Genomic DNA, 13,397 nt, shown 5'->3' with positions numbered 1-13,397 from the left:
AAAATGACATACCCCATCTCCCAGATTGACGGCATGACCGCAGCGGCAGCCGCCAAACTGAAATCCATCGGCATCCGCACCACCGAAGCCCTGCTCGAAGCCGCCCGCACCATGCGCGGCCGCAAGGCGCTCGCCACCAAGACCGGCCTCACCGAACAGCAGCTGCTGGAATGGGCCAACATCGCCGACTGCATGCGCATCCCCGGCATGGGCAAGGCCAAGACCGAACTGCTGCGCGCCGCCGGCGTCTCCACCCTGCGCGAATTCACCCACCGCAACCCGGCGCGGCTGGCGCAGAACATGAAAGAAGCCAACCTCAAGCGCAAACTCGTCCGCGCGCTGCCGTCCGAAAAGGAAGTCGGGCAGCTCATTGAGGAGGCGCGGAAGCTGCCGCTGAAGATTAGTTATTGAGGGGGGACGGCGTGAGGCTTGACGTCCTGCGATCATCGCCCGTTTGGGGGGCGCGGTTAACGAAGCCCACATGCGCCTCTTTCAAGACTCGCGGAGCGGAATGAAGCAAGACACAGTGTCATTTATTGCTGATTAGCGACCTTGACCACCAACACCCGAATTGCAAGCACCGACCGTTTCGACGCCGCCTGGTTTCCACTCAACATTGTCAAAGCCTCTGCTCTATGAATCGAACACCTACTCTGCGTCGAGAATGTCTGTTCATTTGCATGCTGGATTGCCTTGGGAAGCAACTCCGGGGGACTCGTCAGAAAAACCACGATCGATTAAGTATCCGGCCATCCTTTGCTGCAAATTTTCCAGATCGCCGTCAGGAATGCGATTTTCGAGGTAGCGAGTATCTGCGGGAGGTTGGCTAGGCGGACTCATTGCGAAGAAACCCTCCTGAATTTGCAGCACGATGCCGACGGCATCATCGCTAGTCAGACTCCTGTGCAGGAGAAATTGCATAACTATTTTTTCCCAGCGATTTGGATCACAGCGCGCTAGTGCGAGGCCTTTGATTTCGAAGCGGTAGAAGAATGGCGTATTATCGATCAGCCTTTGAACGCTGCCCGACGCTTCGAAATTCGGCCGCCGACGCCCTGCGAAAGAGAGCATCAGCCTCTGAAATTCACGCGATAGCTGGGCGTCGCGAACGTCGACGCTCCGCCTATCGTGAGAAACCACCTGCATGAAATTCTTTGAGCTCGTCGTGAGTGCAAGCGCGCCGGGACCAGCAGGAAGTACGACGACATCAGCGGATATGACCAGGCCGCTTGACGCAATCTTCGCTGCTGACCAGCTCTCGAGCAACGGCACGACATCAATTTCTTCGTCGAGAATTGGGACTCCGCAGCGATTAGCCGCGATGTCGTCTAGCACTGGTCTCGCACTAATGATTCGCAGGAATCTATTGAGGTCGCTGACTTTCGATGAATTGACGCGCACCTTGACTTTACCGGGATCAATACCGCCATCTCCACCAGATCGCGTGGGACGCCTCAGTTCCTCGCGGAAGGCGTGGGCGAGAGACATAGCTGCAAGCCTTCTTTGACGCCTCGTTGTTTTAGCAACTTTTTCCGCTTCCGCTGCTGGAATCTCTGAAAGGTCTATTGAATAAACCTCGGGTGACGGCTGCTTTGATGCGCCATCATTATCTTCCTTTCGTTCCGGCGGAGAAAAACTCCAGTGAGTCGAATCAAACTCGGTTGCAACATCGGAGGTCTTTTTGAATTCAAGCAGCCCAGCTCCGACGCCGAGATCTTCGAGGCCATTCAATCGCATGTAAATACTTCCGCCCAGGCCCTTATGGCCGGCTATTACCAAAGGCTGCCGCCTCCCTTTGAGACACAGATGCCCCTCGACAATCTCACCGGAACTTGAAAACTGCAAACGCGCGTAGCCGCGCCACAATTCACCTTCCAGCGGGTGCACAGATGAAGAGATGTCGGTTCGGAAATAGGAGACCTCCAACGACCAAGCCGGCAGCAGACCGGACATCAAGTCAGCAATCACGACAACGAATAGAATAAGATATCCGCGCACGCCGCCTCGGAAAAAACATCCACTGGACAACATCATTTGCTTAGTCCTTCGGGTGAGAACCAAACAGGCTTTCGATTAAGCTTCCAGTATACAGACCGAGAGCCGTCTCGAGTATGCCCAACGTCGTCTTCAAATCCTGAGTCGTAGCTATGCCTTGATGAATAAAGCTCAATAGCGTCGCTGGAACAGATACTGCGAATATGGTTGCAACCACGATCGCGAGGACTGCAAACAAAGGATGCACAGGCGTTGCATCCCAATTCTGTGTCATCAGTGAGCTGATTTTTCGGACAATAGCAGCCACGTAGACAGCGAATATTGGCCCGATGATGAGCGACACATCGACCCTCTCTTGAAGAGTTGCCACATTTGAGGAACTCAGTATTAGATAAAAGGAAAGAAGATGAGCCGCGATGATCGGCGTTGCAACAGCGAAGCGAAGCGCATCAATACTCGGACGCATGGCAATCTCTTTCTCATCAAAAACCGTACGTATAGATCAAGGCTCAAGCACGATTGCAGATCAACCTGCATGAAAACAGCCAGCTATTGAATCTTGGCGCTGGTCAAACGTCAATTTATTCGCCCTCTTACTGATGATTAGTAAGGCCGCCAAAAACTCGGAGCGCACCATTTCGACCATCAGAGGCGGGAGCTATCGTGGCCCGGGGAATCGCGAGCGTCAACACCGACAAATTCATCGCGGCAAAGGGGAAAATGGCGCGCCGCACAAGCCATGCTTCCATCGCATCCGATGATAGACCATGCGCCATTCCACCTAGTAGCGTCCTCCTGCCCCAAAGTGGCGCCATCCCCTGCAATGACGCGTCAGCTATCAAGCCTCAACAGACTAGAGCGCTTCGTGAGCCCAACGCTGGCCGCGATAGTTCCAACACGAATTGCCTCGACCACAGCCTTCCTCCCCACCCCCGCTTGACAGCCCGCCGCTTCCCGCGCAAAGCGCTTGCCATGAGCGCAGCGCAGCAAACTCCAGCGCCTCCCACCGCGACCGGCGGCGCCGCCGCGTTGCGGGCGTTGCTCGCGCGCCCGGTGCCGGCGGTGATGGGCATTCTCAACGTCACCCCTGATTCCTTCTCCGACGGCGGCGACTTTCTCAGCCCGGAGCGGGCGCGCGAGCATGCGGCGCGGATGATCGCGGACGGCGCCGACATCATCGATATCGGCGCGGAATCCACCCGGCCCTACGGCTCGACGCCGGTGTCGGCCGCGCAGGAATTGCAGCGCCTCCGTCCGGTGCTGGCGGCGGTCGCGGCGCTCGGCACGCCGGTGTCGATCGACAGCATGAAGGCCGAGGTGGCGGCGTGGGCGCTCGACAATGGTGCGTCGATCGCCAACGACGTCTGGGGCCTGCAGCGCGATCCCGGGATGGCCGATGTCGTCGCCGCGCGCGGCGCGCCGGTGATCGTGATGCATAATCGCGACGACGCGGATCCTGCGATCGACATCGTCGCTGATATCAACGCCTTCTTCGAGCGCTCGCTGGCGATCGCCGCCCGCGCCGGCATCGCCGAGGCCAACATCCTGCTCGATCCCGGCATCGGCTTCGGCAAGACGCCGCAGCAGAGCATGATCACGCTGGCGCGGCTCGACGCCTTCGCGCATTTCGGGCTGCCTGTTCTGGTCGGCGCTTCACGAAAGCGCTTCATCAGCACGGTGTCGCCGTCCGAGCCCAAAGAAAGAATCGGCGGTTCGATCGCCGCGCATCTGATCGCCGTGCACAACGGCGCGCGGATCATCCGCGCCCACGACGTCGCCGAAACCGCGCAGGCGCTGCAAGTCGCCCACGCCATCACGACCAGCATCGAGGACAACCGATGAACGACACCATCTTCATCACCGGCCTGGTGCTGCATGCGCGGCACGGCGTGATGGATCACGAGACCGAAGTCGGCCAGCGCTTCGTGATCGACCTCGCGCTGACCGCCGACCTCACCGAATCCTCGCGCACCGATCGCCTGTCCGACACCGTGTCCTATTCCAACGTGGTGGCCTGCGCCACCGCGGCCTTCAAGGACACCAACTACAAACTACTCGAACGCGCCGCCGGTGCGGTCGCCGACGCGATCCTGTCGGCGTTCGACAAGATCACCGCGGTGAAGATCACCGTGCACAAGCCGCACGCGCCGATCGCGGCGATCTTCGACGACGTCGGCGTGATCATCACGCGGCAGCGGCAGCCTTCGCATGGCTGAGGCGCTGATCGCACTCGGCGGCAATGTCGGTGATGTTCGCGCGACCTTCGAAAAGGCGATTGCCAACATCTGCGGCATGACCCAAGGCGAGTTGCTGGCGCGCTCCTCGGACTATGCGACCCCGCCCTGGGGCGACGAGCAACAGGACCGCTTCGTCAACGCCTGCATCGCGATCGACACCGCGCTCGATCCGATGGCGCTGCTGTACACCCTGCACAAGATCGAGAAGCGGTTCGGCCGCGACCGCGCCCACGAGCGGCGCTGGGGGCCGCGCACGCTCGATCTCGACCTGCTCGCCTACGCCGACGCGGCGATCGAGCGCCCCGACCTGACGCTGCCGCATCCGCGATTGTTCGAGCGCGCCTTCGTGCTGGCGCCGCTGGTCGAAATTCGGCCGGACGGAATGGTCGCTGGAAAATCGTTGAAACTGGCTCTGGCGGCGCTTTCCACCGACGGAATCGAGCGTCTGCCGCCGCGCGGCTGAGCGCAGCGCACAAGCAACCGCGTCCTGCGCCTATCGGCCTGAAACAACTGTTTGGCATAGCGGGCTGGGCGTGGCATTTTCCGGCCAAATCGAATTGTCATTCTCGGGAGCCCGATTTCCACGATGTCTTCTGCAAGCAAGGAGCTGCCGCTCGCCGCCGATTTCGCTCCGGCCGGCTATGACGACTGGCGCAAGCTGGTCGACGGCGTGCTGAAAGGCGCGTCGTTCGAGAAACTGGTCGGCAAGACCTATGACGGCGTCAAGATCGACCCGATCTATCCGCGGGCGCGCGACGCGGCGCCGGTGGCCGGCCGTGGTCCCGCGGAGCCGTGGCAGATCATGCAGCGGATCGATCATCCGGACGCCGCGCAGGCCAATGCACAGGCGCTGCAGGACCTCGAGAATGGCGCAACCGGGCTGACGCTGGTGTTCGCCGGCAGCGTCGGCGCGCGCGGCTTCGGGTTGCCGGGCACCAAAGACGCCGTCGCCAAGGCCCTGGAGGGCATCCACCTCGACGCCGGCATCGCGATCGAGTTGCAGTTCCCGCCGCAATCCTGCGACGTGGTTCGCCATCTCGTCGACCTGATCAAGAGCCGCGGCACCGATCCGGCCGCATGTGACATCCGCTTCGGCATCGACCCGCTGGGCGCGCGCGCCATGCAGGGATCGAGCCCGACCGATTGGAGCGAGATCGCGCGTGGCGTCTCCGAGGTCGCCACTGGCCTCGCAGGCACCGGCTTCAAGGCGCCCTTCCTGGCTGCCGACGGCCGCGTGATCCACGACGCCGGCGGCTCGGAAGCGCAGGAGCTGGCTTACGTGCTCGCGGCCGGCGTCGCCTATCTGCGCGCACTGGACAGCGCGGGCGTGCCGCTCGATCAGGCACGCAGCATGATCTATGCGCGGCTCGCGGCGGATGCCGATCAGTTCCTGACGCTCGCGAAATTCCGCGCCCTGCGGCTGTTGTGGGCGCGGATCGAGCAGAGCTGCGGCCTCGCGCCGAAGCCGCTGTTCGTCGCGGCGGAAACCGCGTGGCGAATGCTGACCCAGCGCGATCCGTCGGTGAACATGCTGCGCGCGACGGTCGCGACCTTCTCGGCCGCGCTCGGCGGCGCCAATTCGGTTCTGGTGCTGCCGCACACGCTGGCGATCGGTCTTCCCGATGCGTTTGCGCGCCGCGTCGCCCGCAACACTCAATTGATCCTGCGCGAAGAGTCCAACCTCGACAAGGTCGCCGACCCCGCCGCCGGCTCCGGCGGCATCGAGGCCTTGACCCGCGAGCTGTGCGACGCGGCGTGGCTGCAGTTTCAAGAGATCGAGAATGCCGGCGGCGCGTTCGCGGCGCTCAGCGGCAATGCGATCCAGCCCAAGGTGGCGGCGACACGCGCCGCGCGCGACAAGAACATTGGCAAGCGCCGCGACGTCCTGACCGGCGCCAGCGAATTTCCGAATCTGCACGAGGCGCGGGCGACCGTGCTCGACGCCAAGCCGGTCGCAGCGCCGTCCGACAGCGAGGCCAAGATCCATTTCGAGGCGCTCGCGCCGATCCGGATCGCGAAGCCATTCGAGACCCTGCGCGACAAGTCCGACGCCCGCCTCGCCGCCAAGTCAGCGCGGCCAAAAGTGTTCCTTGCCAATCTCGGCAGCGCGGCGGATTTCACCGCGCGCGCCACTTTCGCGAAGAGCTTCTTCGAGACCGGCGGCATCGAGGCGATCGACAACGACGGCTTCACCGATCCGCAGGCGCTGGCGGAGGCCTTCAAGGCTTCCGGCGCATCATTTGCGTGCCTGTGCTCCTCGGACAAGGCCTATGCCGTCCATGCCGCTCCGGCCGCGCAGGCGCTGCGCGACGCGGGCTGCGCGCGGATCTATCTCGCAGGCCGTCCAGGCGAGCAGGAAGCAAGCTTGCGCGATGCCGGCGTGCAGGACTTCATCTTCGCCGGCAGCGAAGCGCTGGCGATGCTGAACGACGCCTGGCAGCGAATCGAGGCGGCATGACCGCGACCGGCAAACCGGTGCTCACCGGCGGCTGCCAGTGCGGCGTGATCCGCTATGCACTCAGCGCGCCGCCGCTACGGGTCACGCTGTGCCACTGCCGGATGTGCCAGAAAGCGACCGGCGCCCCGTTCGCGTCGATGGCCGAAGTCGCCCGCGAGCACTTCGCCTGGACCCACGGCAAGCCGGCATCGTTCAAATCCTCGTCGCTGGCCGAGCGCGACTTCTGCAAGGCCTGTGGCACGCCGCTGAGCTATCGTCAGAATGACGGCACGAGCATCGAGATCATGACCGGAACGTTCGACCGCCCCGACCGCGTGGTTCCGACCGTGCAACTCGGCGCCGAGTCTCGGCTGGGCTGGGTCGGCGCGATCGCGAACCTACCGAGCAAGACGACGTTGCAGATTTACGGAGCCGAGAAGCTGTCCCAAGTGTTCAGCTATCAGCAGCCGGACCATGACTGAGGCCGACAAATGACGCGCTTAGCCGGCCGTGCTATAAACGCATCAGCGGCCGGTCGAGTTGAAGAGATTGCGATCTACCGAGGTCATCATGATCGGTGTGATCTGGGATCTGATCACATGGTGGTTCTGGGACAGGTGGACGTCGAACCTGTCGAGGGACTATCGAAACGACCCCGCCTACAAGAAGAATGTTAGCGGCTTGATCGAACGACATCGAGAATTTGAGAAAAAAGAATGACCAAGATTCCGAACTTCGCCGAGATCGCGTTTCAGACCGCCGGCACCGCCGCTCCTGCGGGGCGGGCCGAGCCGTGGCTGACGCCCGAGGGCATTCTGGTCAAGCCGGGCTACAGCGAGGCCGATCTCGAAGGCATCGATTTCCTTGATACCTGGCCGGGCCTCGCGCCATTCCTGCGCGGCCCCTACCCGACCATGTATGTCAATCAGCCGTGGACCATCCGGCAATATGCCGGCTTCTCCACCGCGGAAGATTCCAACGCGTTCTATCGCCGCAACCTCGCCGCCGGCCAAAAGGGCCTGTCGGTGGCGTTCGACCTCGCCACCCATCGCGGCTACGACAGCGATCATCCGCGCGTCGCCGGCGACGTCGGCATGGCGGGCGTGGCGATCGACAGCATCTACGACATGCGCACGCTGTTCGCCGGCATCCCGCTCGACCAGATGAGCGTGTCGATGACCATGAACGGCGCGGTGCTGCCGATCCTGGCGCTGTTCGTCGCCGCCGCCGAAGAACAGGGCGTGCCGCCGGAGAAACTGTCAGGCACCATTCAGAATGACATTCTGAAAGAGTTCATGGTGCGCAACACCTACATCTATCCGCCGACGCCCTCGATGCGGATCATCTCCGACATCTTCGCCTATACCTCGACGAAGATGCCGAAGTACAACTCGATCTCGATCTCCGGCTATCACATGCAGGAGGCCGGCGCGACGCAGGACCTCGAGCTCGCTTACACGCTCGCCGACGGGGTCGAGTATCTGCGCGCCGGCATCGCCGCCGGGCTCGACGTCGACCGCTTCGCGCCGCGGCTGTCGTTCTTCTGGGCGATCGGCATGAACTTCTTCATGGAAGTCGCCAAGATGCGCGCGGCGCGGCTGCTGTGGGCCAAGCTGCTGACCCAGTTCAACCCGAAGGATCCGAAATCGCTGTCGCTGCGCACCCATTGCCAGACCTCCGGCTGGTCGCTGACCGCACAGGACGTCTACAACAACGTGATGCGCACCACGATCGAGGCGATGGCGGCGACGCAGGGCCACACCCAGTCGCTGCACACCAACGCGCTGGACGAGGCTTTGGCGCTGCCGACCGACTTCTCGGCGCGGATCGCGCGCAACACTCAGCTGTTCCTGCAGCAGGAGAGTGGCACCAACCGGATCATCGATCCGTGGGGCGGCTCCTACTATGTCGAGCGGCTGACCCACGATCTCGCGGTGAAGGCCTGGGGCCACATCCAGGAGGTCGAGGCGCTCGGCGGCATGGCCAAGGCGATCGAGGCCGGTGTGCCGAAGCTGCGGATCGAGGAAGCCTCGGCCAAGACCCAGGCGCGAATCGATACCGGCCGGCAGTCGGTGATCGGCGTCAACAAGTACAAGCCGACCGACGAGGCGGCGATCGACGTGCTCAAGGTCGAGAACTCGACCGTGCGCCGGCTGCAGATCGACAAGCTGAAGCGTCTGCGCGGCGACCGCAGCCAGGCCGATGTCGACGCGGCGCTCGCGGCGCTGACACGCTCGGCCGCGGACGGCAACGGCAATCTGCTGGCGTTGGCGATCGATGCCGCACGGCTGAAGGCCACCGTCGGCGAAATCTCCGACGCGCTGGAGAAGGTCTATGGCCGGCATCGCGCCGAGATCAGGTCGATCACCGGCGTCTACAAACGGGAGGTCGCGGGCATGGCAAACCGGATGGAGCGAGTGCAGGCGCTGATCGATGCGTTCGAGGACGCCGAGGGACGACGGCCGCGCATCCTGGTCGCCAAGATCGGCCAGGACGGCCACGACCGCGGCCAGAAGGTGATCGCCTCGGCCTTCGCCGACATCGGCTTCGACGTCGATATCGGGCCGCTGTTCGCCACCGCCGAGGAAGCGGCGCGGCAGGCGGTGGAGAACGACGTCCACATTCTCGGCGTGTCGTCGCTCGCCGCCGCGCATCTGACCGCGGTGCCGGAGCTGAAGGCGGCGCTGAAGCAGCAGGGCCGCGACGACATCATGGTCATCATCGGCGGCGTGGTGCCGCCGCAGGACTACGACGCGCTGATCAACGCCGGCGCCGAGGCGATCTTCCCGCCCGGCACGGTGATCGCCGACGCCGCCGAGGAGCTGATCCACAAGCTCAACGCCCGGCTCGGCCACGCCAGCCAGGCGGCGGAGTAGCTGCGGGACGGTCGGCGATGTGCTAGCATCGGCGCATGACGACCGTCGCCGACATGCCACTGGAGACGATCCTCGCGAAGCTTCGCGAGCGATCTGATGCGCTCCAGCGCGAGGGCGTCGCGAAGCTCTACCTGTTCGGCTCCCGCGCCCGCGGCGACGCCCGGCCGGACAGCGACCTCGATGTTCTGGTGGAAGTCGCGCCGGATGCCCGCTTTTCGTTGCTCGATCTGATCGGCGTTGAGCACATCATCGAGGACGCCACCGGCCTGAATGCCCAAGCGACGATGCGCCGCTCGATTCCAACGGCGTTCGCCGAGCGAATCGCGGACAATATCGTCGAGGTCTTTTGACGTGCCTCCCCGCCTCGGAGATCGACTGAATCACATCGCGGCAGCGATCCACGACATCCGCGATGCCCTGGCCGACCGCGATTTCGCCGGTTTCCAGTCGGATCCGCTGCGGCTTGCCGCGATCGAGCGTTTCCTGGAAAAGATCAGCGAAGCGTCGCGGCATATTCCCGACGATTTGAAGGCGAGTGATCCATCGATCAATTGGCGCAGGCTCGCCGACCTCGGTAACTGGCTTCGTCACGCGTACCACGCGACAGACGCAGGCTTGTTGTGGGACATGATCCAGCGCGATCTCGAGCCGCTTCAGCAGTTCATCACGCGCGTGAGCAAGGAATCCGACCGTTGAACCTTTTGACCCTCAGGCGAAGCGCCCTGACTTTCACTTTCGCTTCTCTGCTGTTCTCCCCCGCCGTCGCCGAACCTGCGAAGCCCAAGCCCGATTTCGCGGTGAAGACCAAAGCGATCGACGCCAGCGTCACGCTGGACGCGCAAATCAAGGCCGATCCGAAACTCGCCGAGAACTGCCTCGCCGAAGGCAAGAAATGGATCGCCGAAAACCGCGCCGAGGCCGAGCAGGAATTCAAGAGCGATCCGGAACTGTTCCGCAACGGCGCGTGGACCTATGAGCGCAGCTACGCGACCTCGTCTCTGGTCGCGAACCGCTATCTCAGCATCCTGCGCACCGACTACAGCTACACCGGCGGCGCACATCCCAACACCGACACCAACACCATTCTGTGGGACAAGACCCAGGCCAAACGTATCAGCATCCGGCCGTTCTTCACCGAGACCGCCGATGGCGGCCCGGCGATGAAGGCGATGGTGGCGGGCGTGCTCGCCTCCTTGAAGGCCGAGAAAAAAGCGCGCGACATCGACGACAGCGACACCGACTACGTCAAGAGCATCGAGCCGAGCCTCTTGAAGATCGGCGCAGTGACTCTCACGCCGTCGACCGAAGCCGGCAAGAGCGCCGGCCTCACCTTCCACTACCCGCCCTACGCGGTCGGCGCCTATGCCGAAGGCGGATACACCGCCTTCGTGCCGTGGCAGACATTGAAGCCGTATCTGTCGGCGGAAGGCTCCACGATCTTCGCCGGCGAGCGGCCGAAGGGCGACGAGAACGGCGGGCAGTAGACGCCTTTACAGCTGATTAGCTGATTGCCGCGCCAAGGCCCTGGTCAGAGAGCCGCACCAGTCGGGTATCCAGGATTCGAACTGCGCGTGCCATCGATCGGCGTCGGCCGGTGCTGTTTCCAGCTCCACCCACCAGGCGATGAAGGTCCGATTGCCGTCGACCACCGGCATCAGCTGAATGGTTCCCTTGTAGTCGGTCGGCGCCGGGACGTCACCGCCCTCAGCTTCGGGAAACGACAGCGGCTCAAGACCTGAATAGGTCAGCGAATGGTCGTCGTCGGAGTGCGCGACGAGACGCTGACGGACCCAGTTGTGCAGATAGCAGAACCGCCGGACCGCGCCGACCTCGTCGCCGCGCTTGTCGTCCTCGATCACGCTCTCGGTCACGCCTTCGATATAGGCCGGGTAGTTGTTGAAATCGCGGACCAGCGACCACACGGTCGCCAGCGGATGATCGAGGACGGCGCTGTAATAGGCTTTGGTCATGTTCGGACTCCGGACATTGGCTGACGGTCGAGCACGCGATATGGCGTCAACCGCATCCACCACCCACCCGATTTCCGACCGCAGACCGGCGGCGCGCCCTGCTCCGTGCGACTGCGGCACTTGATCTCCCACACCTCCACAGGCCCTCGCCTGTCCGGCTGGACCGTTGTAAAGCAGGGCATGATTCATAAGACGCCGACTCCCCCCGACATTGCAGCGCGCGCCAAGGAAATCCGTGCCGGCAACCGCGCCGCGCTGGCGCGCGCGATCACGCTGATCGAAAGCCGCCGCGCCGATCATCAGGCCGCTGCGCGGGCGCTGGTGCAGGAGCTGTTGCCGGCAACCGGCCGCGCCATCCGCGTCGGCATCACCGGCTCGCCCGGCGTCGGCAAGTCGACCACCATCGACGCGCTCGGCATGTACCTGATCGAACAGGGCCACAAGGTCGCGGTGCTCGCGGTCGATCCGTCATCGGCGCGCACCGGCGGCTCAATCCTCGGCGACAAGACCCGGATGGCGCGGCTGTCGGCCGAGCCGCACGCCTTCATCCGCCCCTCGCCCTCCTCCGGCACGCTCGGCGGTGTCGCGGCGAAGACGCGGGAGGCGATGCTGCTGTGCGAGGCCGCCGGCTTCGACGTGGTGCTGGTCGAAACCGTCGGCATCGGCCAGTCCGAGACCGCGGTCTGCGACATGACTGACTTCTTCCTCGCGCTGATGCTGCCGGGGGCCGGCGACGAGCTTCAGGGCATCAAGAAGGGCCTGGTCGAGCTCGCCGACATGATCGCGATCAACAAGGCGGACGGCGACAACATCGCCCGCGCCAATCTCGCCGCCGGCGAGTATCGCGCCGCGCTGCACATTCTCACCCCGCGCTCGCCGCATTGGCAGCCGCCGGTGGCGACCTATTCGGCGGTGACCGGCAATGGCATCGCCGGATTGTGGCAAAGCATCCTCGACCATCGCAACGCCACGCAGGCGCCCGGCGAGTTCGACGCGCGGCGGCGCGAGCAGCAGGTGAAGTGGATGTGGACAATGCTCGAGGATCGCTGGAAGGCGCGGCTGAAGAGCGATCCGGCAATCCGCACCAAGGTGAAGCACACCGAGGCGGCAGTCGCCGAGGGCCGCATCACGCCGGCGATCGGCGCCGATCAGATCGCGGAGCTTTTGGCGTGAGCGCGCTGCGCATCCTGATGACGGGCTTCGGGCCGTTTCCCGGTGCGCCCTACAATCCGACCCCTGCGCTGGTCGAACGCCTCGTCGAATTGCGGCGCCCGGCCTTCGACACGATCGAACGCATCGGCCACGTCTTTCCGGTGAGCTATCGCGCGGTGGATCGCGAGTTGCCGGACCTTCTCGCGGCGCATCGCCCCGATGCGTTGCTGATGTTCGGGCTCGCTGCGCGCACGCGGCATCTGCGGATCGAAACCCGCGCCCGCAATGCCGTCACCACGCTCTGGCCCGACGCCGACCGGATCAAACTGCGCACAACATCGATCGCGCCCGGCGCAAGCGCGCGGCTGTTCGGCCCGCATTGCGCGAGGCTCACCCGCGCCGCGCAGCTGACCGGGATCGACGCCCGGGCTTCGCGCGATGCCGGGCGCTACCTGTGCAACTATCTCAGCTGGCGCGCGATCGAGGCGACGCAGACCTCAGACGGACCGCGGCTCGCCGCCTTCGTCCACGTGCCGTTGACAGCGCGCGATGGGTGCGCATGGCCCGGCAGCACGATCACCGCCGAGCACCTCGTCGATGCCGGCGAGGCGATACTTTTAGAGTTGATGAAGCTCGCGCGGCAAGGCAAGTGCCGTCCAGCCTGATCCAGGTTAACCCTACCGCCAAACATCGTCGTCATGCGACAGCGCCGCAACCCGTGTCGCGGAGG

Annotated in this window: 15 protein-coding genes; 12 read left to right on the top strand and 3 right to left on the bottom strand. The window is 63.9% G+C overall.

Annotated features, from left to right (window positions below; genetic code table 11):
- Positions 1-3: 3 nt before the first annotated feature.
- Complete coding sequence (locus BMY71_RS09930; RefSeq protein WP_011502353.1) at positions 4-411, top strand: DUF4332 domain-containing protein; 408 nt, start codon at positions 4-6, stop codon at positions 409-411.
- Between the two features lie 261 nt (positions 412-672).
- On the opposite strand, the gene BMY71_RS24365 is transcribed toward BMY71_RS09930, so the two are convergent.
- Positions 673-2,034 (bottom strand): hypothetical protein, encoded by a 1,362-nt coding sequence (locus tag BMY71_RS24365; protein WP_139202621.1) that lies wholly within the window; start codon positions 2,032-2,034, stop codon positions 673-675.
- Positions 2,035-2,038: 4 nt separating this feature from the next.
- A complete protein-coding gene (locus BMY71_RS09920) occupies positions 2,039-2,461 on the bottom strand; it encodes a hypothetical protein (protein WP_041805240.1) in 423 nt (140 codons plus the stop codon).
- Between the two features lie 506 nt (positions 2,462-2,967).
- Here BMY71_RS09920 and folP point away from each other — a divergent pair.
- From folP to BMY71_RS09875, 9 genes are all read left to right on the top strand, one after another.
- On the top strand, positions 2,968-3,837 hold the full coding sequence (gene folP / locus BMY71_RS09915) for a dihydropteroate synthase (RefSeq protein ID WP_092683708.1): 870 nt from the start codon (positions 2,968-2,970) through the stop codon (positions 3,835-3,837).
- Positions 3,834-4,211 (top strand): dihydroneopterin aldolase, encoded by a 378-nt coding sequence (gene folB, locus BMY71_RS09910; protein ID WP_011502350.1) that lies wholly within the window; start codon positions 3,834-3,836, stop codon positions 4,209-4,211. Before folP ends, folB begins: the two co-directional genes overlap by 4 nt.
- Positions 4,204-4,695: a 2-amino-4-hydroxy-6-hydroxymethyldihydropteridine diphosphokinase gene (gene folK, locus BMY71_RS09905; protein ID WP_092683437.1), complete on the top strand. Its 492-nt coding sequence runs from the start codon at positions 4,204-4,206 to the stop codon at positions 4,693-4,695. Before folB ends, folK begins: the two co-directional genes overlap by 8 nt.
- Positions 4,696-4,818: 123 nt before the next feature.
- Positions 4,819-6,690, top strand: a complete 1,872-nt coding sequence (locus BMY71_RS09900; protein WP_092683435.1) for a methylmalonyl-CoA mutase family protein — start codon at positions 4,819-4,821, stop codon at positions 6,688-6,690.
- Complete coding sequence (locus tag BMY71_RS09895; RefSeq protein ID WP_011502347.1) at positions 6,687-7,151, top strand: GFA family protein; 465 nt, start codon at positions 6,687-6,689, stop codon at positions 7,149-7,151. Before BMY71_RS09900 ends, BMY71_RS09895 begins: the two co-directional genes overlap by 4 nt.
- Before the next feature lie 234 nt (positions 7,152-7,385).
- The gene (scpA, locus tag BMY71_RS09890; RefSeq protein ID WP_092683433.1) at positions 7,386-9,545 is read left to right on the top strand and encodes a methylmalonyl-CoA mutase; all 2,160 of its coding nucleotides are present in this window, start codon (positions 7,386-7,388) and stop codon (positions 9,543-9,545) included.
- Between the two features lie 35 nt (positions 9,546-9,580).
- Positions 9,581-9,895: a nucleotidyltransferase family protein gene (locus tag BMY71_RS09885; protein ID WP_092683431.1), complete on the top strand. Its 315-nt coding sequence runs from the start codon at positions 9,581-9,583 to the stop codon at positions 9,893-9,895.
- A 1-nt stretch (position 9,896) separates the two neighbouring features.
- Complete coding sequence (locus BMY71_RS09880; RefSeq protein WP_092683429.1) at positions 9,897-10,241, top strand: HepT-like ribonuclease domain-containing protein; 345 nt, start codon at positions 9,897-9,899, stop codon at positions 10,239-10,241.
- Complete coding sequence (locus BMY71_RS09875; protein ID WP_092683427.1) at positions 10,238-11,029, top strand: DUF3298 and DUF4163 domain-containing protein; 792 nt, start codon at positions 10,238-10,240, stop codon at positions 11,027-11,029. The genes BMY71_RS09880 and BMY71_RS09875 overlap by 4 nt, the downstream gene beginning before the upstream one ends.
- A gap of 6 nt (positions 11,030-11,035) precedes the next feature.
- On the opposite strand, the gene BMY71_RS09870 is transcribed toward BMY71_RS09875, so the two are convergent.
- Positions 11,036-11,515: an SRPBCC family protein gene (locus tag BMY71_RS09870; protein ID WP_092683425.1), complete on the bottom strand. Its 480-nt coding sequence runs from the start codon at positions 11,513-11,515 to the stop codon at positions 11,036-11,038.
- A 180-nt stretch (positions 11,516-11,695) separates the two neighbouring features.
- On the opposite strand from BMY71_RS09870, the gene meaB reads away from it, so the two are divergent.
- A complete protein-coding gene (meaB, locus tag BMY71_RS09865) occupies positions 11,696-12,688 on the top strand; it encodes a methylmalonyl Co-A mutase-associated GTPase MeaB (RefSeq protein WP_092683423.1) in 993 nt (330 codons plus the stop codon).
- Complete coding sequence (locus tag BMY71_RS09860; protein WP_092683422.1) at positions 12,685-13,332, top strand: pyroglutamyl-peptidase I; 648 nt, start codon at positions 12,685-12,687, stop codon at positions 13,330-13,332. Before meaB ends, BMY71_RS09860 begins: the two co-directional genes overlap by 4 nt.
- Positions 13,333-13,397 lie beyond the last annotated feature (65 nt).

This window comes from Rhodopseudomonas pseudopalustris, from assembly GCF_900110435.1.
Taxonomy (GTDB): Bacteria; Pseudomonadota; Alphaproteobacteria; order Rhizobiales; family Xanthobacteraceae; genus Rhodopseudomonas; species Rhodopseudomonas pseudopalustris.
This window is presented reverse-complemented; position numbering and strand designations above follow the sequence as displayed.